The sequence below is a fragment of the Micromonospora sp. CA-246542 genome (genome assembly GCF_050942905.1).
In the GTDB taxonomy this organism is placed as follows: Bacteria; Actinomycetota; Actinomycetes; order Mycobacteriales; family Micromonosporaceae; genus Micromonospora.
This window is the reverse complement of record NZ_CP192040.1, coordinates 1,144,869-1,169,322: the sequence shown is the minus strand read 5'-3', so window position 1 is coordinate 1,169,322 and position 24,454 is coordinate 1,144,869. Positions and strand designations below refer to the sequence as shown.

Annotated in this window: 19 protein-coding genes, 1 other RNA gene and 1 pseudogene; 6 read left to right on the top strand and 15 right to left on the bottom strand. The window is 71.2% G+C overall.

Annotated features, from left to right (window positions below; translation table 11 throughout):
- The first annotated feature begins 106 nt into the window (after positions 1–106).
- Positions 107–1,702, top strand: coding sequence for a benzoylformate decarboxylase (gene mdlC / locus ACQP0N_RS05565; RefSeq protein ID WP_433118087.1), 1,596 nt, complete (start codon positions 107–109; stop codon positions 1,700–1,702).
- Between the two features lie 19 nt (positions 1,703–1,721).
- Here the strand turns inward: mdlC and ACQP0N_RS05560 are convergent, their stop codons facing one another.
- The 9 genes from ACQP0N_RS05560 to pruA all read right to left on the bottom strand — a co-directional run bounded on the left by ACQP0N_RS05560 (position 1,722) and on the right by pruA (position 10,142).
- Positions 1,722–2,675, bottom strand: a complete 954-nt coding sequence (locus ACQP0N_RS05560) for a hypothetical protein (RefSeq protein WP_433118085.1) — start codon at positions 2,673–2,675, stop codon at positions 1,722–1,724.
- 68 nt (positions 2,676–2,743) lie between these two features.
- Positions 2,744–3,385 carry a hypothetical protein gene (locus ACQP0N_RS05555; protein WP_433118084.1) on the bottom strand — a complete coding sequence of 214 codons (642 nt, stop codon included), beginning with the start codon at positions 3,383–3,385 and terminating at the stop codon, positions 2,744–2,746.
- Positions 3,386–3,467: 82 nt separating this feature from the next.
- Positions 3,468–3,843: a transfer-messenger RNA gene (gene ssrA, locus ACQP0N_RS05550) on the bottom strand.
- Between the two features lie 103 nt (positions 3,844–3,946).
- Positions 3,947–4,426: an SsrA-binding protein SmpB gene (smpB, locus tag ACQP0N_RS05545; protein WP_433118082.1), complete on the bottom strand. Its 480-nt coding sequence runs from the start codon at positions 4,424–4,426 to the stop codon at positions 3,947–3,949.
- Between the two features lie 141 nt (positions 4,427–4,567).
- Entirely contained in the window at positions 4,568–5,443 is an 876-nt protein-coding gene (gene ftsX, locus ACQP0N_RS05540; protein WP_355052001.1) for a permease-like cell division protein FtsX, read from the bottom strand.
- 68 nt (positions 5,444–5,511) lie between these two features.
- Complete coding sequence (gene ftsE, locus ACQP0N_RS05535) at positions 5,512–6,192, bottom strand: cell division ATP-binding protein FtsE (protein WP_007455859.1); 681 nt, start codon at positions 6,190–6,192, stop codon at positions 5,512–5,514.
- A 118-nt stretch (positions 6,193–6,310) separates the two neighbouring features.
- Complete coding sequence (prfB, locus tag ACQP0N_RS05530) at positions 6,311–7,432, bottom strand: peptide chain release factor 2 (protein WP_396801312.1); 1,122 nt, start codon at positions 7,430–7,432, stop codon at positions 6,311–6,313.
- Positions 7,433–7,820: 388 nt separating this feature from the next.
- Positions 7,821–8,336, bottom strand: a complete 516-nt coding sequence (locus tag ACQP0N_RS05525; protein ID WP_266249116.1) for a PadR family transcriptional regulator — start codon at positions 8,334–8,336, stop codon at positions 7,821–7,823.
- Positions 8,337–8,513: 177 nt separating this feature from the next.
- Positions 8,514–10,142: an L-glutamate gamma-semialdehyde dehydrogenase gene (gene pruA, locus ACQP0N_RS05520; RefSeq protein ID WP_433118078.1), complete on the bottom strand. Its 1,629-nt coding sequence runs from the start codon at positions 10,140–10,142 to the stop codon at positions 8,514–8,516.
- 612 nt (positions 10,143–10,754) lie between these two features.
- On the opposite strand from pruA, the pseudogene ACQP0N_RS05515 reads away from it, so the two are divergent.
- Positions 10,755–11,726 (top strand): annotated as a pseudogene (locus tag ACQP0N_RS05515) (hypothetical protein); the annotation flags it as partial.
- 243 nt (positions 11,727–11,969) lie between these two features.
- Here ACQP0N_RS05515 and ACQP0N_RS05510 read toward each other — a convergent pair.
- Positions 11,970–12,479, bottom strand: a complete 510-nt coding sequence (locus tag ACQP0N_RS05510) for a DUF6912 family protein (protein ID WP_355052004.1) — start codon at positions 12,477–12,479, stop codon at positions 11,970–11,972.
- Positions 12,480–12,682: 203 nt separating this feature from the next.
- Between ACQP0N_RS05510 and ACQP0N_RS05505 the strand changes: the two genes are divergently transcribed.
- Both ACQP0N_RS05505 and ACQP0N_RS05500 read left to right on the top strand, forming a co-directional pair.
- Positions 12,683–12,910, top strand: coding sequence for a helix-turn-helix transcriptional regulator (locus ACQP0N_RS05505; protein WP_355052005.1), 228 nt, complete (start codon positions 12,683–12,685; stop codon positions 12,908–12,910).
- Between the two features lie 214 nt (positions 12,911–13,124).
- A complete protein-coding gene (locus ACQP0N_RS05500; protein ID WP_433118075.1) occupies positions 13,125–13,706 on the top strand; it encodes an Rv3235 family protein in 582 nt (193 codons plus the stop codon).
- Positions 13,707–13,881: 175 nt separating this feature from the next.
- On the opposite strand, the gene secA is transcribed toward ACQP0N_RS05500, so the two are convergent.
- Entirely contained in the window at positions 13,882–16,809 is a 2,928-nt protein-coding gene (gene secA, locus ACQP0N_RS05495; RefSeq protein WP_433118073.1) for a preprotein translocase subunit SecA, read from the bottom strand.
- A gap of 168 nt (positions 16,810–16,977) precedes the next feature.
- Between secA and ACQP0N_RS05490 the strand changes: the two genes are divergently transcribed.
- Positions 16,978–18,129 carry a GNAT family N-acetyltransferase gene (locus ACQP0N_RS05490; protein ID WP_433118071.1) on the top strand — a complete coding sequence of 384 codons (1,152 nt, stop codon included), beginning with the start codon at positions 16,978–16,980 and terminating at the stop codon, positions 18,127–18,129.
- The gene (locus ACQP0N_RS05485) at positions 18,126–19,241 is read left to right on the top strand and encodes a GNAT family N-acetyltransferase (RefSeq protein ID WP_433118069.1); all 1,116 of its coding nucleotides are present in this window, start codon (positions 18,126–18,128) and stop codon (positions 19,239–19,241) included. Before ACQP0N_RS05490 ends, ACQP0N_RS05485 begins: the two co-directional genes overlap by 4 nt.
- A gap of 52 nt (positions 19,242–19,293) precedes the next feature.
- Here ACQP0N_RS05485 and hpf read toward each other — a convergent pair whose 3' ends face one another.
- From hpf to mtrB, 4 genes are all read right to left on the bottom strand, one after another.
- Positions 19,294–19,920 carry a ribosome hibernation-promoting factor, HPF/YfiA family gene (hpf, locus tag ACQP0N_RS05480; protein ID WP_355052010.1) on the bottom strand — a complete coding sequence of 209 codons (627 nt, stop codon included), beginning with the start codon at positions 19,918–19,920 and terminating at the stop codon, positions 19,294–19,296.
- Positions 19,921–20,165: 245 nt separating this feature from the next.
- Entirely contained in the window at positions 20,166–20,873 is a 708-nt protein-coding gene (locus ACQP0N_RS05475) for a ComF family protein (protein ID WP_433118067.1), read from the bottom strand.
- 4 nt (positions 20,874–20,877) lie between these two features.
- Complete coding sequence (locus tag ACQP0N_RS05470) at positions 20,878–22,695, bottom strand: LpqB family beta-propeller domain-containing protein (protein WP_433118065.1); 1,818 nt, start codon at positions 22,693–22,695, stop codon at positions 20,878–20,880.
- On the bottom strand, positions 22,692–24,443 hold the full coding sequence (mtrB, locus tag ACQP0N_RS05465; RefSeq protein ID WP_433118063.1) for an MtrAB system histidine kinase MtrB: 1,752 nt from the start codon (positions 24,441–24,443) through the stop codon (positions 22,692–22,694). Before mtrB ends, ACQP0N_RS05470 begins: the two co-directional genes overlap by 4 nt.
- Between the last annotated feature and the right edge of the window lie 11 nt (positions 24,444–24,454).

Sequence of the window (24,454 nt, the reverse complement as noted above, 5' to 3'; positions counted from 1 at the left end):
TCCCGGACGCCGGAAAAGCCCGAAAGGTCTGTCACATCCCGATAGATTCGGCTGATCGGGAGGGCGGCCCACGGTCGCCCCTGCGCGCGAGCGGAGGCAGGCGACGATGGCAACGGTCCGGGACGCGACGTACGACGTGCTCCGCACCCTGGGCATGACCACCGTCTTCGGCAACCCCGGCTCCACCGAGGAGCCGTTCCTGCAGGACTTCCCGGCCGACTTCCACTACGTCCACGCGCTGCACGAGGCCACGGCCGTGGCGATGGCCGACGGGTACGCCCAGGCCGCCGGCCGACCCGCGCACGTCAACCTGCACACCGCACCGGGCATGGGCAACGGCATGGGCAACCTGGTGACCGCCTGGCACAACAAGACGCCACTGATCGTCACCGCCGGTCAGCAGACCCGAGAGATGCTGCTGCTGGAGCCCCGGCTGACCAACCGAAGGGCCGTCGAACTGCCCGAGCCGTACGTCAAGTGGAGCTACGAGCCGGTCCGCGCGCAGGACATCCCGGCGGCGCTGCTGCGGGCGTACGCGACCGCCGTACAGCCCCCGGTCGGGCCGGTCTTCCTCTCCCTGCCGATGGACGACTGGGCCAAACCCGCCGAGCCGCCGCCCGCGCCGCGCTCGGTGGCGACCCGCTTCGGGCCGGACCCGCAGCGGTTGGAGATGTTCGCCCGGGTGCTGGCCGACAGCCGCGACCCGGTCCTGGTGTTCGGCCCCGGCGTGGACCGCTCCGGCAGTTGGCCGGCGGCCGTCGCGCTGGCCGAGCGACTCGCCGCACCGGTCTGGTCGGCACCGGCACCGGAGCGGGCCGTCTTCCCGGAGGACCACCCGCAGTTCCGGGGGGTCCTGCCGTTCGCCATCGGACCACTCGCCGAGGCGCTGCACGGGCACGACACCGTCCTGGTCGTCGGCGCCCCGGTGTTCCGCTACTACCCGCACGTGCCGGGCAACCACCTGCCGGAGGGCGCCCGGCTGCTGCACGTCACGGACGACCCGGACGAGGCCGCCCGAGCCCCGGTCGGGGACAGCCTGCTCGGCGACCCCGGACTGGCCCTCACCGCCCTGCTCGACCTGCTTCCGCCCGCCGGCCGGCAGCCGCCGGCACCCCGGGCCGTCCCGCCGCCGCCGGAGGTTACCATGCCGCTGAGCGCCGACGCGATGTTCGCCGCGTTGGCCGCGCACTGGCCGGCCGACGGCGTGCTGGTCCAGGAGTCACCGTCCAACCTGGCCGCGCTGCGCCGCAACCTGCGCATCACCCGACCCGCGTCGTACTTCACGATGGCCAGCGGCGGCCTCGGCTACGGCCTGCCGGCCGCGATCGGCGTGGCGCTGGCCGAGCGGGACACCGGGCGCGGCCGACCGGTGGTCGCGGTGATCGGCGACGGCTCGTTCCACTACTCGGTGCAGGCGCTCTGGACCGCCGCGCGCCTGTCCCTGCCCGTCGTGGTCGTCGTCCCGATCAATCAGCAGTACGCGATCCTCAAGGCGTTCGCCGAGCTGAAGCACACTCCGGGCGTACCCGGGCTGGACCTGCCGGGCTTGGACGTCACGGCGATCGCGGCCGGCTACGGCTGCGCCACCGAGGTGGTGCGAACCCCCGACGAGTTCGGCGCGGCCCTCGCGGCCGGACTACGGGCCGGGGGTCCCACCGTGCTGCCGGTGCCGATCAGCACCGACGTGCCCACGATCCTCTGACCGGTGTACGGGGCCGTCGTCACCGTGCGGCGATCGACAGCGGAGCGCCGCTGACGACGTCCAGCACGGGCCGCGCCCCCAGCGGCGCGTCCAGGGTGACGGTGACCGGTTGCAGCTTGAGCATGGCGTTGCAGACGCCGGTGGCGCGGGTGACCGTGCCGCCGACCACGACCACGTCCGGCCGTTCCGACACCAGCGGGGTGATGCCCGTGTCACAGGAGCCGACGCCCAGGTGGACGGTCAGCCGTGCGCCGTCCACCGCCACGAGGTCCGGTGCGGCGACCACGCCGTCCGGTGGCGGCTGCGTCGGTGGGGACACCGAGGGGACCGGTGTGACCGCCGTCGGCGCGACGGCGAGCCGGGCCACCGGGGTGGCCAACTCCTCCACCGTGAACAGCCACGCCGGGACCTGCGCCTCGCCCCGACTCGTACGGACCGGCACGGCACCGAGGGTCACCCCGGTGACGGTCAGCGGGAGGCAGGCCGTCTGCGTCGTGCTGGTGGCCCAACCGTCCGGTCCGGGCTCGACCGTGGGACCGCCGGGGCTCGGCAGTCCGGGCCGCTTCGGCCGACCCGGGCACGGCAGCGGATCACCCTGAGCGAGCTGCCGGTACGCCTCGGCGGCGCTGACCAGCGGCAGGGTCAACCGACCGTCCGGGAACCGGATCTCGCCACTGACACCGGTCGACGGGATGGCGACCTGCGCGCGGTACCAGCCGGACCGGAAGGCCGTCTCGGTGTCCGGGGTGAATCGCGGATCACCGGTGAGCACGGTCGGTCCCTGGAGGGGGACGTACCCGTCACGCCAGCCGGGACCGGGCCGCCAGGCCGCGGCGACGGCGGCGGCCCGGTCGTCGAACGCACGATGGGCCGACGTGGTGGGACCGCGACCGGGCGCGGGGTCGGCGACGGGCGCGGCGCACGCCGCCATGGACAGCAGGGGCAGGATGAGCAGCAGGACCGGTCGACGCATGACGGGTTCGACGGTGCCGCCGTGGCGTCGGTTCCGGTGTCGGCTCAGGTCTCGCGCTGGCTGTCGCCTCAGCGGTTGCCGTCGGCCAGTCGGCGCAGTTCGGCGGCGACGGCGCGATTGTCGGGCGCGGCGTCCGGTCCAGCCACCGAGAACGCGTCGGCCAGGGCGCGCAGCTCGGACGGCGGCAGGACGGGCAGACCCATGCCCCGCAGCGGGATCGTGGCCCGCTGCCCGCCGACCCGGTCGGTGACGACGAGAGCAGACAGACCACCACGGCCCTCCGGGTCGCGGTACGACGCGGGGTCGACGCGGGCCGTGGCGAGATCGACGGTACGGCTGCGAAGCGCACCTCGTACCAGCACCCGGGTGCCGTCCAACCAGGCGGCCGTCCGCAGCACCCGCAGCACGAGGTAGATGCCGAGCAGCACGAACGGGAGCCCGCACAGCCCGAGGAGGAGTCCGGGTTGCTCCGCACCGCTGGCGGACTCCCGCAGCGCGGGCGGCCGCATTCCCGGCGGCAGGTCGCGGGCCTCCTCGTAGGAGGCGAACCCGTCACCCGGGCCGGTGAGGCGACGCAACAGCCCACCCGCGAGCACCGGCCCCAGCACGAAGGCCGCACCGACACCCGCGACGAGCACCCCCGTCACCATCGCGAGCGTACGGTGACCGGCCGAGGCGCCGACCGACAGGCGCAGTCCCTGGTTCGTCACAGCGGCAGCGTAGGCGGTGGCGAACCACTCGTCACATACGACGATGCGCCCCGGCCGGTGGCCGGGGCGCATCGCTTCGAGGTGGTGGAGGTGCCGGGAATCGAACCCGGGTCCTTCGCCGGTTTGTCAGGGCTTCTCCGAGCGCAGCTCGCTGTGCCTCTACTCGGCCCCACCGCTCACGCGAGCAAGTTGGTGTGACGGGCCCAGTCGCTGATTGATCTCGCCGCACGGACCCCGCGACCGGGTCCGATTGGCCAGCCTTCTAGCTGATGCCGGCTACTGGGACGAAGGCGTTCCCAGGCCGACAGACTTAGCTACTCGCCTCAGGCGGCGAGAGCGAAGTCAGCGCGATTGTTCTTGGCGCTTATAAGTTTCCGACGACCGATTCTCGAGACGACGTCGGCTTCCTCGGCTCGCTTCCCCTGTCGCTGCGTACGAAGTCGAAACCAGTCACCCCCTCGACAGGCCACCTTGTGGCGGCACTGACAAGACTAACGCCTGCCGCAACGGCTTTCATCCCGAGGCCCGGTCCGGCACACCGAACCCGACAAAAGGGATGAATCAGTCGTCCATCCCCTTGCCGCGCCGACCGGACACCCGGGCGATCTCCCGGTCCGCGTCGCGCTTGGCGAGGTCCTGGCGCTTGTCGTACGACTTCTTGCCCTTGGCCAGGGCGATCTCCACCTTGGCCCAGCCGTCGGAGAAGTAGATCTGCAACGGGACGATGGTCAGACCCCCCTCGCGGGTCTTGCCGACCAGCTTGTCGATCTCACCACGGTTGAGCAGCAGCTTGCGGGTACGCCGGGGCTCGTGGTTGGTCCAGGTGCCCTGGGTGTACTCCGGGATGTGCATCGCGTGCAGGTACAGCTCGCCGTCGCGCTCCTGGGCGAACGCGTCCACCAGCGACGCCCGCCCGGCCCGCAGCGACTTGACCTCGGTGCCGGTCAGCGCCATGCCCGCCTCGTACGTGTCGAGGATCGCGTAGTCGTGGCGCGCCTTCTTGTTGGAGGCGACCACCTTGCGCCCCTTTTCCCGTGGCATCGGCGCCACCCCCTCTCCCTGGTTGATCCGACTGCGGGTCACCCCGGCCGGACAACCGATCATGCTACCGGAGTAACAAGGACCCTCCCGCGCCGTTTATTTCCGGCCGCGGGAGGGTCCTTGTCAAAAGGCAAAACCTGACTAGACCCGCAGGTAGAAGCGCAGGGTGATCCAGGCGGTGGCGGCGCTGACCAGGCCACCGACGAAGGCCATCAGCGGGAAGATGACCAGGATGTCGCCCCAGCTGATCGGCGACAGCAGACCCTGCAACGCCTTGAGTGACCCGTCGAAGAGCAGATATTTCGCTGCCACCAGGGCCACCAGACCGAGCAGTGCGCCGATCAGACCGGCTACCACGGCCTCCAGCACGAACGGCGCCTGGATGAACCAGTTGGACGCGCCGACCAGCTTCATGACCGCCACCTCGCGCCGCTTGCTGTACGCGGCGACCTGGATGGTGTTGGCCACCAGGAGCAGCGCGGCGATCGCCATCACGACCGCGGCGGCCAGGGCGATGTTCTGGATCGCGGTGAGGACGTCGAAGATCTTGTCCAGGAGCCGGCTCTGGTCGACGATCTCGTCGACGCCCTCGGTCTCCTTGTACTGGTCGTAGATGTTCTTGTACTGCTCCGGGTTCTTCAGCTTGAGCCGGAAGGACTCCGGAAGCTGATCCGGCTTGACCGCGTTCACCAGGTCCGGCGCGTCCTGGTACATCTCCTGGAACTTCTTGTACGCCTCGTCCTTGTTGACGTAGATGACGTCCTTGACCAGGGGGTCGTTCTTCAGCTTGTCGTTCAGGTCGGTGCGCTGCTGCTCGCTCACCTCCTGGGTCAGGAAGATCGAGACCTCGATGTTCTTGTAGTAGAGGTCCTTCATGTCGTCAACCTGGCGGTACATCAGACCGCTGGCACCGAGCATGGTCAGCGAGACCGCCATCGTGATGATCATCGCGACGGTCATGGTCACGTTGCGCCACAGTCCGACCAGTACCTCGGACAGGACGTATTTCACGCGCATCGGGATTTCCTCCGGGTCTCCGGCATGAGGTGTTCGTCGTCAGGCTGCGAAAGGGGTGAAGCGCCGGCTCACCCGTAGACGCCGCGGGCCTGGTCACGCACGATGCGACCGCTCTCGATCTCGATGACGCGGCGGCGCATCTGGTTCACGATGTTGGAGTCGTGGGTGACCATCACGACGGTCGTGCCGGTGCGGTTGATCCGGTCCAGCAGACGCATGATCTCGATCGAGGTGTCCGGGTCCAGGTTTCCGGTCGGCTCGTCCGCCAGCAGGATCAGCGGACGGTTCACGAACGCCCGGGCGACGGCGACCCGCTGCTGCTCACCACCGGAGAGCTCGTGCGGATAGCGGTGCTCCTTGCCACCGAGCCCCACCAGCTCCAGCACCTCCGGCACGACCCGGCGGGCAACCGCCTTGGTCTTGCCGATCACCTCGAGAGCGAACGCCACGTTCTCGTAGGCGGTGCGGTTCGGCAGCAGCCGGAAGTCCTGGAAGACGCAGCCGATCGAACGCCGGAAGTGGGGTCGCTTCCAGGAGCGCATCGACGTGACGTCCTTGCTGTTGACGATGACGCGTCCCTTGTTGGGGGTCACCTCGTGCAGCAGCATCTTGATGATCGTGGACTTGCCGGAGCCGGATGGACCGATGAAGAAGACGAACTCGCCCTTCTCGATCGAGACGGACACGTTGTCGAGCGAAGGCCGGGACGCCTTCGGGTACGTCTTCGTCACTTGCTCAAGCTGAATCACGGGTCGTGAGTCTACGCGGTGTAACAACTGAGCCAAGCCCCACGCCCCGCAGATGGGGCGCGCGTCGTCGAATCAGGCTTTCACCTGGAGATCGATGACGCGCTCCGCCCACGCATCGTCACGCACTGTCGCTGGCGAGCTGCCGCTGCTTACGCCAACGGATACCGGCCTCGATGAAACCGTCCAGCTCGCCATCGAAGACGGCGCTCGGATTGCCGGTCTCCTGCTCGGTTCGGAGATCCTTCACCATCTGATACGGGTGCAGGACGTACGAGCGCATCTGGTCGCCCCACGAGCCGGCGGCGTTCTCCTTGAGGCCCTCCAGCTTGGCCTGTTCCTCCTGGCGCTTGCGCTCCAGCAGCCGCGCCTGGAGGACCCGCAGCGCGGAGGCCTTGTTCTGCAGCTGGGACTTCTCGTTCTGGCAGGTCACCACGATGCCGGTGGGGATGTGGGTGAGTCGGACCGCCGAGTCGGTGGTGTTGACGCTCTGCCCACCGGGGCCCGAGGAACGGTAGACGTCGGTCCGGACCTCGTTCTCCGGGATGTCGATGTGGTCGGTCTGCTCGGTGACCGGCAGCACCTCGACGCCCGCGAAGCTGGTCTGCCGGCGGCCCTGGTTGTCGAACGGGCTGATCCGGACCAGCCGGTGGGTGCCCGACTCGACGCTGAGCGTGCCGTAGGCGTAGGGCACCTTGACGGCGAAGGTGGCCGACTTCAGGCCCGCCTCCTCGGCGTACGAGGTCTCGTAGACCTCCGTCGGGTAGCCGTGCCGCTCAGCCCAGCGCAGGTACATCCGCAGTAGCATCTCGGCGAAGTCCGCCGCGTCCACACCGCCCGCGCCGGCGCGGATGGCGACCAGCGCCTCCCGGGAGTCGTACTCGCCGGAGAGCAGGGTGCGGACCTCCATCTCCTGGATGGCCTTGGTCAGCCCGGTGATCTCCGACTCGACCTCGGTCAGCACACCCGGGTCGGACTCGGCCTCGGCCAGCTCCAGCAGCACCCGGGCGTCGTCGAGCTGCGAGCGCAGGCTGCCCAGCTTGCTGATCTCGCCATTGACGTACGACAGCTGCGAGGTCACCTGCTGAGCCTTGGCCTGGTCATCCCACAGGTCGGGGGCGGACGCCTCCTGCTCCAGACGGGCCTTGTCCTCGTGCAGCCGGTCCAGATTGAGGACGGCCTCGATGTTGCGCAGGGTCGCGTCGAGTTCCTTGAGCTGTTCGGCGTAATCGGCAGCGGTCACGACAGACAAGCGTACTGCGCGGACGAGGAGTGAGCTTGCGAGCCCCGCAGGTCCGCGCCAAATAAGCTCCGCGCGGACGAGGAGTGAGCTTGCGAGCCCCGCAGGTCCGCGCCAAATAAGCTCCGCGCGGACGAGGAGTGAGCTTGCGAGCCCCGCAGGTCCGCGCCAAATAAGCTCCGCGCGGACGAGGAGTGAGCTTGCGAGCCCCGCAGGTCCGCGCCAAATAAGCTCCGCGCGGACGAGGAGTGAGCTTGCGAGCCCCGCAGGTCCGCGCCAAATAAGCTCCGCGCGGACGAGGAGTGAGCTTGCGAGCCCCGCAGGTCCGCGCCAAATAAGCTCCGCGTGGTGGAAGCCGAGGCCCGTTCCGTGTCCGTGAACCCGCCGACGATCACCCGGCGGGGGCGGACTTCAGCCAGGACAGGGCCGCCCGATGGTAGGCGACGGCGAACTCCAGCGCGCTGGCGTCGTACGTCTCGCCGTCCCGTTTGGCGTTCTTGACCTGCTCCCGCACCTGGGCGAGGGCCTCGGTGTGGTATTCGTTGGCCGAGGCGTACAGGCTCTTGAGCTGGCTGGACGAGTGGAGGTTGCCGAAGGCCATCCGGAGCGCGATCGGGTTGCGGATCGTGTCCCGCCCCGGGTTCTCCGCCAGCCAGCGGGAAAACGTCCGTTTCCCGCTGGCGGTGAGCGCGTACGGCTGGCTCATTCGGGGGCCCGGCTTGCCGAGCCGTACGTAGCCCCGCTCGGCCAGGACCGGCAACTCGCGGTAGACCTGACTGCGGGTCATCGACCAGTAGGGCGCCAGCCGGCGCTCTGCGGCGGCCATCAACTGACCGCCTGTCATGGGACCCTCGTGGAGCAGCCCGAGAAGGGCCGCCGCCGTGGGGTTGACTCCGGATTCCGCCATGCCCGTTACGCTGCCACTTTGCGCTGCCGGCGTCCAGGATTTGGCGGTTTGCCACCCAAGAAGGACTTCCTAAGTGCACTGTCGGCGACAGACTGTCCGTAGAGGACTATCGATGGACCGCCCGAGAAAGGAAGGGCCCCTTGTTATGCACCAGGCGTTAACAAGGGGCCCTTCCTTTCAGCCCATGTGGGGGTAGGTGTGGTCGGTCGGCGGCACGAAGGTCTCCTTGATCGTGCGCGGCGACACCCAGCGGACCAGGTTGAGCCAGGAGCCCGCCTTGTCGTTGGTGCCGCTGGCACGGGCACCGCCGAACGGCTGCTGCCCGACGACCGCGCCGGTCGGCTTGTCGTTGATGTAGAAGTTGCCGGCCGCGTACCGCATGCGCTCGCCGACCGCGTCGACGACCCGGCGGTCGGTGGCGAACACCGACCCGGTCAGCGCGTACGGGGCGATCGACTCGGCCTGCGCGACCACCTCGTCGAAGCGGGCGTCGTCGAACACGTGCACGCCGAGGATCGGCCCGAAGTACTCGGTGGTGAACGTCTCGTGCGCGGCGTCGGAGCACTCGAAGAGCGTCGGCCGGACGAAGTAGCCGACCGAGTCGTCCGCCGTGCCACCGGCCAGCACCCGGCAGCTGTCGTCACCGTTGATCAGCTCCAGCGCCGCGGTGTGCCGGGCGAACGCCTTGTCGTCGATCACCGCGCCACCGAAGTTGCCGAAGTCGGCCACGTCGCCGTAGGTCAGCGAGTCGGCGGTCGCGGCCAGACGGTCACGCAGGCCACCCTCCCAGATCGAGCGCGGCACGTACGCCCGGGAGGCGGCCGAGCACTTCTGGCCCTGGTACTCGTACGCGCCGCGGATCAGCGCGGTGTGCAGGGCGTCCACGTCGGCGCTGGTGTGCGCGACCACGAAGTCCTTGCCGCCGGTCTCGCCGACCAGCCGCGGGTAGCCCCGGTAGCGCGCGATGTTGTCGCCGACGGTCTTCCACAGGTGCTGGAACACCTTCGTCGAACCGGTGAAGTGGATACCGGCCAGGTCCGGGTCGGCGAGCACGACATCGGACACCTCCTCGCCCCGGCCGGTCACCATGTTGATCACGCCGGGCGGCAGGCCGGCGGCCTCGAAGAGCCGCATGGTGAAGTGCGCGGCGAACTGCTGGGTCGGGCCCGGCTTCCAGATCACGGTGTTACCCAGCAGCGCCGGCGCGGACGGCAGGTTGCCGGCGATGGCGGTGAAGTTGAACGGGGTGACCGCGTAGACGAAGCCCTCCAGGGGCCGGTGGTCGAGGCGGTTCCACACGCCGGGCGACGACGCCGGCTGCTCCTCGAGCAGACGCCGCGCGAAGTGCACGTTGAAGCGCAGGAAGTCGATGAACTCGCAGGCCGAGTCGATCTCCGCCTGGATCGCGGTCTTCGACTGGCCCAGCATCGTGGCGGCGTTGAGGGTGTCCCGCCAGGGGCCGGCGAGCAGCTCGGCGGCGCGCAGGAAGATCGCGGCGCGCTCCTCGAACGGCAACGCCCGCCACATCGGCGCGGCGTCCTTGGCCGCCTTGATCGCGGCACGGGCGTCGTCGTGCGAGGCGTGCGCGGTCACGCCCAGCACGTGCGCGTGCTTGTGCGGCTGCACCACGTTGATCGGGTCGCCCGCCGCCATCCGCTGCTCCCCGCCGATGGTCATCGGCAGGTCGATGCGCTCGGCGGCCAGCTCGGTCAGCCGCCGCCGCAGCCGCTCCCGGTCTGCGCTGCCCGGCTCGTAGTTGCGAACCGGCTCGTTGCGCGGCTCGGGAACGGAGAACACGGCATCCATCAAGGCTCCTGGCGATCTCGACAGCGGTGGCGAAACCGGACCCGCGGGCACCGACCGGATAGTCGGACACCGGACGCCGCGCGGGGTAGCCGAGCAGCGGCGGGACCTCCCGCGATTGTTTCACGCGTCGGTCCTGGCCCTACCGCCGCCGTCACTGCCTAACGAAGGACCGACTGGCTCTCCTCTCCTTACCGGTCGCGGCTCGCCGTGCGGCTCGCCGTGGTGGGGCTGGGGCGAGCGTCCCCGGCTCCGGGCGGTCAGGCTTGATCCCTCCGCCGGGGACGCTCGCCCCAGCCCCGACGTTGGTCGCGGTCCGCGCAGCCGTTGCGGCTCCTTCTGGGGTACGCCTCGACGCGCCACCCGTCCTGCGAACTGGGCGCGCCGCCTGTCCTGCGGATCTGCGCCGTGTCCCGCCCCTGGGCAGTTCGACGGCGCTCGACTTGTCCTGAGGGCTCGACTTGTCCTGAGGGCTCGACTTGTCGTGGGGCTCGACTGGTCCCAATGCTCGGCTGGGCGGGTCGGCGTACCCCGGGGGTGTGGCTCGTTCGGTGGGGGGCGCGGCGGTCCGCGTACCCTGAATGGTCGGTGACCTGGCGCCTCGAAGGGGAGACGATGACCAAGCAGCCCGGCCGCGACTCAGCCGCGGAGTCGGACCAGCCGGAGGTCGACGCGACCACCCCGACGGCCGGGCCCGTCCCGGCACCCGGAGCGGCGGTCCTCGCGCTGCTGGCGCTCGGCTGGCTGGCCGCCATGCTCTGGTCGACCCGGGAGGCCATCACCTCGGCGGCCGCCGGTATCACCGCGATCAGCCTGTCCGCGTTCGCCCTGCCCGGCGTGATCTCGGCCGCGCTGGTGGCCGGCGCGGCCACCGCGCTGGCCTTCGGCAACCTGCTGTTCCGCCGGTACGGCGACGGGACCACCCTGCGTTTCGTCGGCGCGATCGGGGCCGGGATGGTGGTCGGGCTGCTCGCCGCTGTGGCGATCAACCTCACCTACTTCGACACCTCGACCACCAACGTGATCGCCGGCACCACCGCGGCCGCCGCGATCATCGGCGGAGCGATCGCGGGCGCCCGGACCGCCCCGGCGGTCGGTGCGGTGGTGACCGCCGCACTGGGCACGCTGGTCTTCGTAGTGGCGTTCAGCCGGGCCCGGGACCCGCTGTTCGACCTCTTCGGCGCGGGCGACACCCAGCAGTCGCTCGTCGACGCGGCCAAGTGGGTGTCCCGCACCGAGTCGCTCCTCGGCGGCCTGGTCGCCGGACTACTGGCCTTCGGTTACCTCACCTGGGCGCGGCGTCGAGCCCTGCGGCGCGATCCGCAGACGCGCGTGCTGCGCTGGCCGGCGTACCTGCTCGCGGGCGCCGGACCGGGCCTGCTCCTGCTGCTCGCCGAAGTGATCATCCGGATCGGCGGTCGCTCACTGCTGGACCTGGCCAGCGCGCTCAGCGAGGCGGACGCGGTGGCGCAGACGTCGCTGGGCACCTCGCGGGTGGACAACGGCATCTGGGTGCTGTTCGTGGGGGCGCTGACCGCGCTCGTCGCGTTCGGCCGAACGCTCGGCCCGGCCCGCACCGACGACGAGCCGGCCACCGCCGACCAGCCCCGCTCCGAGCCGGCCAGCACGGCGACGTGGGCCGACGCCGACTCGGCACCGGCAACGGCCGCTGGCCCTGCCGCGCGGAAGCCGGCGGAGGCGAGCGGAGTCGGTGACGACCCGCAGGACGAACCCGCCGCGGCGGCCCGCGACACGGACGCCGACCCGGCCCAGGCCGACGCGGCCCACTGACCACAGCGCGCCGTCCGCTGACCGGCTACGGGCGCCGGCTCAGTCGGCGGCGCGCAGCAGGATGTCCAACTCCGTCACGTCGTACCACTCAAGCTCGTGATCCTCGGCGCCGTCGACGGTGAACTGCGCGTCCGGGTCACCGGCGGCGGCCTCGGCCACCACGTCGGCCGCTGCGGCGACCTCCTCGACGGCGTCCGTGCCGTCCACGTGGATCGCCGCGACAGCCCCCACCGGCACGGTGTCGGTCAACGTCACCAGGCTGGAGCCCAGCTCGCCGTCGCCACGACCGAGCGCGGCGGGCGACAGGTCGACCGAGACGACCACGCGGCGGCGGGGCGCGGCCGGATCCTCCCGGAGCAGGTGCAGCGCGTCCTGGGCGGCCCGGGTGAACGCGACGTACTCCAACTCCTCCTCGTCGCCCTCGGCGTACCACTCGCGCAGCGCGGGCGTCACCGCATGCGCGGTGTCGGCGGTCAGCCCCTGCTCGCGCAGGCGGGCCAGCATGGGTACGGTCGCCGGCACGTACACCCGGACAAGCTCGTCGGTCACCGGTCGTCTCCCCGCTCGATTCCGTGCCGACGGTAGCCGGCACGGGCGCAGATCATGCCGCACGCCGTGACCGTCATACACCTCACCTCCGGCCGGTGGAAGTTTCCCGCCGGTGTGTCCGCCACCGATGGCCACGGCGCTGTTGGGCAGTGAGCACTGTCGGTGGCAAACTGAGGCAAACGACGTCAACCCCGGGAGTTCCTGTGGAGCCGAGGTTCCTGCTGCTCTCCGACGTGGCCGCCGAGCTGAACGTGTCGGACTCGCAGGTCTACCACATGGTCCGCAGCGGGGAGCTGCCGGCGATCAAGGTCGGCGGGCGCGGTCAGTGGCGGGTCGAGCGGGCTCGACTGGAGGAGTACATCGCCAAGAAGTACGCCGAGACCGCCGACTGGGTACGCGAGAACCCCCTCGTCGACCGTGATCCCGAGTAGCCAGGCCCGGCCCTCCCTGCGGTGATCCACTCCAGATCACCGATGTCGTGCCGTCCGAAGGGCGGGGATACCGCCACATCCGCGATCCCGAGCCGACCATGCGGGGTGCGCGGCCCATTCGCCGCAGGGGCCATTGACCGGGACCACTCGGTGACCGAGAATCTAGTGAGTCGAAGGCAAACGAAGGCAAACGCAAGATCATGGGGAGGCAGCGATGAGCGAGCGGCGACCCGGAGTCTCCCGACCACCCGTGCGCCTGCGTCCCGTCCCGCCCATCGACCCGCCGTACCAGGACGAGACCTACTGGCCGGGGCCGACCCACGGTCAGCTCGCCCTCGACCTCTTCGCCTCGACACGACCGGATCCGGTCCGGCCCGCGGTGCGCCGCACGACCCCACGCCGTACGCCCGCGCATCCGGCCAACCACCCGGGCGCTCCCCTGCCCCCGACGACGGCGAGCGAGGCCACCCGGGCCGCGCACCGCTTCGTCGGCACCTGCCTCGAGGTGGTCAACGGCTACCGCTCGCCGGCTCAGGTACGCCCTCTGCTCGACCCGGCCCGGGCCACCGACCTGCTCACCGAAGTCGCTCGGGCCACCGGGCGGGCCGGGCCGGCGCGGCGTCGGGCGACCCGGCCGGCACTGCGGCTCACCCGGCTGCGGGTCTGCGAACCTCGCGAGGCAGCCGTGGAGGCAGCCGCCGTGGTGAGCGGTCCCGGTGGCCGCAGTTGGGCCATGGCGGTGCGCCTGGAGCACCGGCGTGGCCGCTGGCTGTGCACCGCTCTGCACGTCCTCTGACCGCGTTGATCAGCTCGACGTCCAGGAAAGCGCGGCATCAACCGGCCGCTGACACACCGACTTCCCGGAAGCGGAGTCGATCACACCCCGGGCCGGAGACGCCGCGCCGACCGGGACCGGAGACGCCGATGGGCCCCGGCCTTGTCGGCCGGGGCCCATCGGGACGCGCTGTCGGTCAGTTGCCGCCGTTGGGTGCGCCGTGGCAGCGCTTGTACTTGCGACCCGAACCGCACGGGCACGGCGCGTTGCGGGACGGGCCGTTGCCGGCGTCGGCCTGGTTGGAGGCCGGACGCCGGGACCCCGCCGACGGGAGCGTCGGGCCGCGCAGCCCCGAGGCCGGCCGCTGCGGGGCGGACGGCGCGCTCTGCCCGGGGGCCGCCGGAGCGCCCTGGGCCGGGCGGCCCACGCCGAGCGCCGGCGCCTGCTGCTGCTCCTGTTCGAAGGCGACCGCACCGGGGCTGGCCTCGCCGTCGATGGTCGGAGCGGAGTACTGCAGACCCTGCCGCTGCGGCGCACGGTTCAGACCCTTGGCCCGGATCTCCACCGGCTTGTCGAGCAGCGTGACCTCTTCCGAGTCGGCTTCGGGCTCCGGCTCGGTGACCTGGACGTCCACGTTGTAGAGGAAACCGACGGTCTCCTCCTTGATGCCTTCCATCATCGTGGCGAACATGTCGAAGCCCTCGCGCTGGTACTCCACCACCGGGTCACGCTGGGCGTACGCCCGGAGGTTGATGCCCTCCTGGAGGTAGTCCATCTCGTAGAGGTGCTCGCGCCACTTGCGGTCGATCACCTGGAGCAGCACCATCCGCTCGAGCTGGCGCACCCCTTCGGTGCCGAGCTGCTCCTCGCGGCGGTCGTACGCGGCGTTGGCGTCATCCTTGAGGCGGGCGACGAGGAAGTCGGCGTCCATGCCGGCCCGCGAGCCGCCGGCCTCCTCCTCCAACTCCTCGATCGTCACGCCGACCGGGTAGAGCTGCTTGAGGCTGGACCAGAGCTGCTCAAGGTCCCAGTCCTCGCCGTAGCCGTCCGAGGTGGCGCCCCGCACGTACGCCTCGACGGTGTCGTCGATCATGTTGCGGACCTGGTCGGACAGGTCCTCGCCGTTGAGCACCCGCAGCCGCTCGGCGTAGACGACCTGGCGCTGCTTGTTGAGCACCTCGTCGTACTTCAGAACGTTCTTGCGGATCTCGGCGTTCTGGCCCTCGATCTGGGCCTGGGCGCTCTTGATCTGGCGGGTGACCATCTTCGACTCGATGGGCACGTCCTCCGGGATGTTGAAGCGCTCCATCACGGCCTCGACCGCGCCGGCCCGGAAGCGGCGCATCAGCTCGTCCTGCAGGGACAGGTAGAACCGGGACTCGCCCGGGTCGCCCTGCCGGCCGGCACGACCGCGCAGCTGGTTGTCGATCCGCCGGGACTCGTGCCGCTCGGTGCCCAGCACGTACAGGCCACCGGCGGCGGCGACCTCGTCCGCCTCGGCGTCGCAGGCCTGCTTCCAGGTGGGCAGGACCTCCTCCATCGCCTTGGCGTAGTCCTCCTCGTTCTCCAGCGGGTCGAGACCGCGCTGGCGCAGCTCGTTGGCCGCCAGGAACTCGGGGTTGCCGCCGAGCAGGATGTCGGTGCCACGGCCGGCCATGTTGGTGGCGACGGTGACCGCGCCCTTGCGCCCGGCCTGGGCGACGATCTCGGCCTCGCGGGCGTGGAACTTGGCGTTCAGCACGTTGTGCGGGATGCCCCGGCGGCGCAGCAGCTGGGAGAGGATCTCCGAGTTTTCCACCGAGACGGTGCCGACCAGCACCGGCTGGCCCATCTGGTGCCGCTCGGCGATGTCCTCGATGACCGCGTTGAACTTGGCCTTCTCCGTCTTGTAGATGACGTCGGGCCGGTCCTCGCGGACCATCGGACGGTGGGTCGGGATGCTCACGACGCCGACCTTGTAGACCTTGTTGAACTCGCTCGCCTCGGTCTGCGCCGTACCGGTCATGCCGGACAGCTTGTTGTAGAGGCGGAAGTAGTTCTGGAGGGTGATCGTGGCCAGGGTCTGGTTCTCCTGCTTGATCTCCACCCCCTCCTTGGCCTCGATCGCCTGGTGCATGCCCTCGTTGTAGCGACGGCCGTGCAGGATGCGACCGGTGAACTCGTCGACGATCAGGACCTCGCCGTCGCTGACGATGTAGTCCTTGTCGCGCTTGTAGAGCTCCTTGGCCTTGATGGCGTTGTTCAGGTAGCCGACCAGCGGGGTGTTCACCGACTCGTACAGGTTGTCGATGCCGAGCCGGTCCTCGACCTTGGCGACACCGCGCTCGGTGACCGCGATGGTGCGCTTGGAGTGGTCGACCTCGTAGTCGCCCTCGCCGTCGGTGCCGGGCTGGAGCCGGGCGACCACGCCCGCGAACTCGCCGTACCAGCGGGCCGAGTGCTCGGCCGGGCCGGAGATGATCAACGGGGTACGCGCCTCGTCGATCAGGATCGAGTCGACCTCGTCGACGACCGCGAAGTTGTGGCCCCGCTGGACCAGCTCGTCCTTCGACCAGGCCATGTTGTCGCGCAGGTAGTCGAAGCCGAACTCGTTGTTGGTGCCGTAGGTGATGTCGCACTCGTAGGCGGCCTTGTGCTCGGCGGCCGGCCGGTTGGGCAGCACCACGCCGACGGTCAGCCCGAGGAACTCGTGCACCCGGCCCATCCAGGCCGCGTCGCGCTGGGCGAGGTAGTCGTTGACGGTGACCACGTGCACGCCGTCGCCGGAGAGCGCGTTGAGGTAGACGGCCATGACCGAGGTCAGCGTCTTACCCTCACCGGTCTTCATCTCGGCGATGTTGCCGAAGTGCAGCGCCGCGCCGCCCATCACCTGGACGTCGTACGGCCGCTGGCCGAGCACGCGGGCGGCCGCCTCGCGGGCCACCGCGAACGCCTCCGGCAGCAGGTCGTCGAGGGTCTCGCCGTCGGCGAGCCGCTCTCGGAACTGCTCGGTCATGCCGCGCAGCTCCTCGTCGGTGAGGTTGACGTAGTCGTCCTCGATCGAGCTGACGGCGGCGGCGATGGCCTTGAGCCGGCGCACCATGCGGCCCTCGCCCGCGTTAAGGACCTTTTCCAGAATCGACACGGATCAACGCTCCCCTAGACAGTCTCGAACCATCGTAGGCGCAACATCGGCGCGATGGTCACTGGTGGCGGCGGTCCGCTCCGCCGAACCCGACATAACACGCGCACGGGCCGCGCCCGGGACGTTATCCGGTTACGCCCAGGGCGAACGTTCCGGCACGATGCACGGGTGGAGCCTGTGGAGATCATCGAGGACGGCGTCCTGCTGCGGCCCTGGCGGGAGGCGGACGCCGACGGCGTGTACCGCGCCTGCCAGGACCGGGACATTCAGCGTTGGACCACCGTACCGCGCCCCTACCGTCCCGAACACGCCCACGACTTCGTCACCGGGGTGAGCGCACGGGCGTGGGCGGACGGCACCGGGGCACCGTTCGCCGTCTGCGACGCGGCCAACGGCGACCTGCTCGGCTCGTGCGGGCTGATCTCATTCGACGACGCCGGCACCGGCGAGATCGGCTACTGGACGGCCCCGTGGGCGCGCGGCCGGGGGGTGACCGTGCGGGCCACCCGGGCGGTGTCCCGCTGGTCCTTCGAGAAGCTGGGGCTGCGCCGGCTGCTGTGGCAGGCGGAGGTGGGCAACCACGCCTCCCGGCTGGTCGCGCTGCGGGCCGGGTTCCGGATCGACGGCCGGGTGCGCCGGGCGAATCCGGCGCCGGAGGGCGGCGTGGACGGCTGGATCGGCACGCTGCTGCCCGGCGAGGTACCCGAACCCGGTTCGACCGGGCCGGCCGCCCGAGGCACCCTGGTGGCTCGCCGGGCCGCCGTCTTCGGTCGCCCACAGCCGACGCTGTTCGCCACCTCGGCCGGCACTGAGCTGCGACTCCGACCGATGGAGGAGCGCGACCTGGATGCCGTGGTGCAGACCTGCCGGGACCCGGAGACGATCCGCTGGACCACGGTCCCCGACCCGTACGACCTCTCCGACGCGCGGGGCTACCGGGGTTACGCCCAGGATGCCTGGGCACGGGGGGACTCCGCCTGCTTCGTGATCGCCGAGCCGGACGACAGCTACGTCGGCACTCTGGACCTGCGGCTCTCCCCCGCCGACCCGCTACTCGCGGACGTGGGCTTCATGGTCGCCCCGGTGGCACGCGGGCGGGGGTACCTGCCGGCCGCGCTCCTCGCGCTCAGCGCCTGGGGCTTCACGACCCTCGGCCTGGCGCGCATCGAGTGGAAGGCGAACGTGGGCAACACCTCCTCGCGGCGGGCCGCCGAGAAGGCGGGCTTCACCTTCGAGGGGACGGCCCGGGGCGGGGTCCAGCACCGGGGTGAACGGATCGACGCCTGGGTCGCCGCGCTGCTCGCCGAGGACCTGACATGACGGGCACGCCGCCGGTCGTCGAGGCGCACGGGGTACGGCTGCGGCCGTTCCGCGCCGACGACATCGCGGACCTGGTCGACGGCTGCGCGGACCCGCTCAGCCAGCGGTTCGTCTCCACCATGCCGTCCCCGTACACCGAGGTCGACGCCCGCTGGTGGGTGGAGGCCGGCGCGCCGGCGGTCTGGGCGGGCGGCGGCGCCGCGTACGCCATCGCGGACCCGGCCACCGACCGGCTGCTCGGCGGCGCCGGCCTGAGCAACCCGGTGCCCGCTCGGAGCCAGGCGGACATCGGCTACTGGCTGCGGCCGGCGGCGCGGGGGCGCGGACTGGCCACCGCCGCGACCCGGGCGCTGAGCGAGCACGCCTTCGCCGCCGGGACGGTCCGGCTGGAGTTGCAGACCGAGCCGGAGAACGCGGCCAGCCAGCGGGTCGCGCTGGCCGCCGGGTTCCGCTACGAGGGCCTGCGTCGATCCGCCGGCCAGCGCCGCGACGGCGGCCGACACGACCTGCTGACCTGGGTACGCCTCGCCGGCGACCCGCCCGGCCCGACCCCTCGCCTGCTGCCGGACCTGCCCGACGGGGTGCTCACCGACGAGGTGGTGACGTTGCGCCGGCGCGGCCCGGACGACGCGGAGATGATGTACGCCCTGCACAGCCGGCCGGAGACGGTGGCGAACCAGGCGCCGCCGGTACCCCCGACGCCCGAGTCCATCGCACGGCGCTGCCGGCTCGCCGAGAGCGCCTGGCTGACCGGTGACCTCGCCGGGCTCCTGATCATCGACGCGACCACGGGCGAGCGGGCGGGTAGTTGCGGGCTGTCGTACACGGACGTGGCCGCCGGTGAGGCGTCGGTGGGCTACGCGCTGCTGCCCGAGTGGCGCGGCCGGGGGTACGCCACCCGTGCGCTGCGGCTGCTCGTCGACTGGGCGTTCGGGTCGGTCGGCGTGGCTCGGCTGACCGCCGGGACGGTGCCGGACAACACCGCCTCGAACCGCGTGCTGGAGCGGGTCGGCTTCCAACGCGAGGGCCTGCAACGCGGGCGCCTGCCCGGCCTGGACGGCACCCGCGTGGACGATCTGACCTTCGCCCTGCTCCCCGCCGACGTGGGCTGACGGAGCACGGGGGCCGTGACCGGCCCCCGTGCTCAACGGGGTCGAACCCGCTTCAGGTGTCGAGGGAGATGATGCCGTAGTCGTAGGCGTGACGTCGGTAGACGACGCTGGGGCGGCCGGTCTCCTTGTCCTGGAAGAGGTAGAAGTCGTGACCGACCAGTTCCATCTGGAACAACGCGTCGTCGATGGTCATGGGCTCGGCCGGGTGCACCTTCTCCCGGGCGAGGTGCCACGGCTGGTCGTACTCCTCCTCGACGCGCTCCGCGACGGCGGTGCCGGCGCGGCCGTTCGACGCGGACAGCGGGGCGGCCACCAGGTCGGTGACCGGCAGGTCGGCGGTGGCGGCGGCCACGGAGATCGGCGCGTGCCGACCACGGTGTACGCGCCGGCGGTCCGCCGCGCGGCGTAGCCGGGTGTCGAGTTTCGCGATGGCGGCGTCGAGCGCGCTGTAGAAGTCGTTCGTGCAGGCCTCGGCCCGGATCACCGGACCACGCGAGACGCAGGTGATCTCCACCCGCTGGCAGTGGTCGGCCTGGCGCGGATTGCGCTCGTGAAACAGCTCGACATCGATGCGAATAATCTTGTGGTCGTAACGTTCGACCTTTGCGAGTTTCTCGGCTACGTGTACCCGGTAATGGTCCGGCACTTCGACGTTGCGGCCCTTGACCACGATGTCCACGTGACCTCCCTTGCTCGGACGTCTTCGATCCGGTTTCCCGGTCGTGCGCCGTAGGAAGACCCGCTGGCGTCGACCGGTCAGTGCGGCTACGCCTCCTCTCACCGCCAGGGGCGGGATGGAACGACCTCCTACCCCCGACAGCGAAACGCTAACTCCTGTTCGCCCGGCAGTCACCCCTTGTCGCCAAGACCGCCCGGTATTTTTCGCACCTCATACACCAACGGGTGAAACGGAAACACGGTCTGTTACAGACGGAGTCTTTTCTCGGTTGCGGCGAGAACCGCGGCGACACCCGGTTGCCATCCGGTCGCGGTCAGCACCCGGGCCGCCGCGGCCAGCGTCACACCGGTGGTGACGATGTCGTCGAGCAGCACCACGGCGGGTCCGCCGTCCGAGGGGCGCGGCCCATCCGACGCGCCGGAACGGGGGCGGAACGCCGCCTCGGCGGCCGCCGCACGGCCCGCGCTGTCCAGGGTCACAGAGTCGGGCCGGGGCAGGGCACGCAGCGGCCGGTGCACCCTCACGGGCCAGCCGCACCGGCCCAGCCGGGCCGCGCAGTGCCGGGCCAGCCGGTCCAGGTGGTCGCCGTAGCGGGCACGCGCCGCAGCCGCGGTGTCCGGCACCGGCACCAGCGCCAGCGGACGCACCTCACCGACCGCCGCCGCGACCACCTCGGCGAGGAGCGCGCCGAGCGGACGGGCCAGACCGTGCCGGCCGTGTTCCTTGTACGCCAGCAGCGCCTCCCGTAGCGGACCGTCGTACGGGCCGAGGGCGACGCAGCGCGGCAGGCCGGCCGGGGCGGGGGTGGGGCGGGTCACCCGGGGACGCAGCGCGCTCAGCGCCGCGACGCAGGAGGGACAGACCCCCTGTCGCATCCGTTGGCGACGCTCGCGGCAGCCGGCGCAGTCTGCGGGGAGGACCAGGTCGGCGAGGTCCGCCCAGAGCCCGCGCACGACGTCAGTAGAGGAAGAACGGGGCCGACGGGTTGCTCGGGCGGACTCCGGCCGGCGGCGTGGGAACGTCGCGGACCTGCTCGGGCGCGATCCGTTCGAACGGGCTGCTGCGGTAGGCCACCTTGTTCGCCTCGTACATGTACGCCCCGGTGGGCACGCGCACGCTGCGGTTGGTGGGGTACGCCGTCAGGTGGTTGACCTTGGCGCCGACATCGGTGCGCAGCGGCGTCTCCAGGGCACCGTCCACGCTGATCTCGTAGATCGCCGGCTGGCCCGCCGAGCCGGCCACCACCAGCCGGTCCTCCCCGATCCAGTCCACCGCGGTCAGGTTGGTCAACGAGGTGACCAGCGCCCGGGGCGGGCCGATCGACACCCCGTTGCCGGAGCCGTCGAGGTTGAGCGCCGCGACGTAGAGCCGCCCACCGGCGATCAACGCGACCCGCTGACCGTCCAGCGCCGAGGCGACCGCGGTGACCTCCGGCGAGGGCAGGTTGAGTGGCACCTCGGCCATTCCGGCGGCCTCGTCGAAGCGGTGGAGGCGACCGTCGGCCACCACCAGCCCCTGCGCGGGACGCGTGTCGACGGTACGCAGCCAGACCGGGCGGCCGATCGAGGCGTACTCCCCGGCGCTGCGGCCGAGGGTGGCCACCGTGTCCGCGCCCGTGCCCACCGCGAGTCGCTGCCGGTCCTTGCCGCTGGTCACCACCAGCGCGGCGAGCACCCGGTTGACGCCCCGCGCGAGACCGGCCGACACGATGCCGCGGTTGACCTCCGGCGTGAGGGGCACCGCGCCGCTGGGCTCGCCGGCGAAGTCGAGCGGGCGGATCGCGCCCTCGTAGACGCCGTACCGCTGCGGCTCTTCCCGGACGGGGTAGAGCCGCTGAGCCGTCCGACGCTCGCCGAGGTCCTGCACGGGCTGCGAGTTGTTCCGGATCTTCAGCTCCAGCTCGCCCGGCAGGTCACCCAGCGACCAGGCGAGCTGCGTCACCACCTGGTCGATCCGGCTCTGGTCGTCGCCGGACATGTCCAGGTTGACCTCCCACCGGTTGTTCGCGCCGGTGGCGTTGTTGATCAGCTCGGTGCCGTCGGGCAGCCCGACGACACCCGGCCGCAGCCAGTCGGACGGGCCGCCGACCAGCCACCGCACGACCTCGTTGACACGGCGCTCGTCCGGCACCGCGTACGGCAGGTAGCGCTGGTCGGGCACCAGCCGGGTGCGGTCGGAGCTCCAGAAGTAGATCGACTCGTCCTGGTAGTACTGCTGGAGGGCGACGTCGCTGAGCAGCAGCACGCTCGGCGGGTCGAGCAGGTACTGGCCGGCGCGCTCGTCGCTGCCGGCGCCGCCGAGGGCCGCGCTGCGCAGCCGGAACTCGTACTCGGTCTCGGTCGCGACCGGGGGCGCCAGGGTGCCGTTGGTCCGCAGCACGCCGATCTGCTGCACCGTGATCTTGACCGTGGTGGTGGAGTCGCTGTTGAAGGTGAAGATTGTCTCGCGCAGCCGCACCACGTTCAGCGCGACCTCGCTGCCCTTCTTGTCCTGCAGGCGGGGCCGGTGTTCGGGGGCGATGAACGCCTTCACCCGCTCGTATGCCCGGTCCGGCTCACCGGCGGCGGCGGACAGGAAGTTGCGCACGAAGGCCGCGTTGTCGCTGCCGCTGGCGGCCCGCGACGGGGGCTCGCTGCTGCGGCCGTTGCTCGATCCGGCCTCGGTCGCGGTGCCGGCCTTGCCGTCGACCCGCACGTCGGACGAGGCCGGGATGCCGCAACCGGCACTGAGGAGCAGCGCCGCGCCGAAAGCGCCGAGCAGTGGCCGAGCCCTCACGATCGCACCTCCTCCCGCTCGCCGCTGTCGGCCGGCGCCGGGCCGATCGCCAACGCTCCGCCGCTGCCCGGACCGATGGCCAGCGGGCCACCGTCGCGTGGGCCGCCGAACGGCAACGCCGCGTCGGCGGGCACCAGCCGCAGCGGCGACGTGGTGAGCCGGTCACCGGCGCGGGCCGGCAGGGTGAGCCGGAACTGGGCGCCCTGACCGGGCGCTCCCCAGGCCTCCAGCCAACCACCGTGCAGGCGGGCGTCCTCCAAGCTGATCGACAGGCCCAGCCCGGTGCCGCCGGTCTGGCGGGCCCGCGACGGGTCCGCCCGCCAGAACCGGTTGAACACCAGCTTCTCCTCGCCCACCTTCAGCCCCACCCCGTGGTCGCGGACGGTGATCGCCACGGCGGTCTCGTCGATGCCGAGGGTGATCAGCACTGGCCGGGCCTCGCCGTGCTCGACGGCGTTGCCGACCAGGTTGCGCAGCACCCGCTCCACCCGGCGGGGGTCGACCTCGGCGATCACCGGGGTGCTGGGCAGGTCCAGCTCGATCTCCACGCCCACCCGCTCGGCCAGCCCGGCCAACCGGTCGACGACCCGGTGCACCACCGGCACCAGGTCGGTCGGCTCGGCGTCCAGCATGGCGAAGCCCGCGTCGAACCGGCTGATCTCCAACAGGTCGGTGAGCAGCTCCTCGAAACGGTCCAACTCGGCCTGGAGCAGCTCGGCGCTGCGCGCCACCGCGGGATCGAACTCGTCGCGCTCCGCGAAGATCAGGTCGGCGGCCATCCGGACCGTGGTCAACGGGGTCCGCAGCTCGTGCGACACGTCGGAGGTGAAGCGGCGCTGCAACCGGGACATCTCCTCCAGGCGCAGGATCTGCCGTTGCAGGTTCGTCGCCATCTGGTTGAACGAGGCGGCCAGCAACGCGAGGTCGTCCTCGCCGTTGACCACCATCCGCTGGTCGAGGAGGCCGGCGGAGAGCCGCTGGGCGGTCCGCGCGGCGACCCGGACCGGGTTGACCACCAGCCGGGTGACCAGTGCGGCGAGCAGCCCCAGCAGGATCACCAGGGCGATGCCGGTGCCGACCACGGTGGCCCGGGCGTCGGCGGCGGTGGCGTCCTGACGGGTCAGCGGCACCAGGTAGTAGAGCTCGATCTGCCCGAAGCGGGTCGGCACCGGCGAGCCGTAGACCAGGTACTTCGTCGGCTCGCCCGTCAGCCGCCCGGTCTGGATCTGGCTGGCCACCTTGCCGCTGGCGACCGCGGCCCGCAACTCCTTGCTGATCAGGGGCTGGACGTTGGCCGCCGGCGCGGTGCGGGTCTGGATCATCGTCGGGTAGTCGGCGGCGGTGATGGCCACCACCACGCCACTGGTCTGCTGGGGGTCGCCCCCGGCCAGGTAGTTGACCGTGCCCTCGATGGTCTCCTGGAGCTGCGCCTCCTGCGGCTGGCCGTAGAGGGAGACCTGCTTGGCCGCGTACCCGGCGCCGCCCTTGAGGCGTATCTGGACGTCGGTGCGCGCGTTGTCGAGCAGGATCGTCGTGATCTTGTCAGCGATCAGGTACGCGAATCCGCCCACCAGCAGGCTGGAGGCGACCAACGTGATGGTGACCACCCGGACCTGGAGCGAACGCCGCCAGGTCTGGTGCGCCCGGGCCAGCAGCCGCGCGACCCGGCCGCTCAGCACACGCCAGACCTCCCGGCCGGCAGCGAGCCGGCGGGCTGTGGTGTTCTGCGGGGGCGGCGAGGTCGACACAGTGCGACCAG

Bases quoted from the DNA above. Each gene is read 5' to 3' on its own strand.
- ACQP0N_RS05500 (WP_433118075.1), top strand. From the start codon at position 13,125: ATGAGCGAGCGGCGACCCGGAGTCTCCCGACCACCCGTGCGCCTGCGT.
- smpB (WP_433118082.1), bottom strand. From the start codon at position 4,426: ATGCCACGGGAAAAGGGGCGCAAGGTGGTCGCCTCCAACAAGAAGGCG.
- ACQP0N_RS05525 (WP_266249116.1), bottom strand. From the start codon at position 8,336: ATGGCGGAATCCGGAGTCAACCCCACGGCGGCGGCCCTTCTCGGGCTG.
- mdlC (WP_433118087.1), top strand. From the start codon at position 107: ATGGCAACGGTCCGGGACGCGACGTACGACGTGCTCCGCACCCTGGGC.
- ftsX (WP_355052001.1), bottom strand. From the start codon at position 5,443: ATGCGCGTGAAATACGTCCTGTCCGAGGTACTGGTCGGACTGTGGCGC.
- pruA (WP_433118078.1), bottom strand. From the start codon at position 10,142: ATGGATGCCGTGTTCTCCGTTCCCGAGCCGCGCAACGAGCCGGTTCGC.
- ACQP0N_RS05485 (WP_433118069.1), top strand. From the start codon at position 18,126: ATGACGGGCACGCCGCCGGTCGTCGAGGCGCACGGGGTACGGCTGCGG.
- ACQP0N_RS05560 (WP_433118085.1), bottom strand. From the start codon at position 2,675: ATGCGTCGACCGGTCCTGCTGCTCATCCTGCCCCTGCTGTCCATGGCG.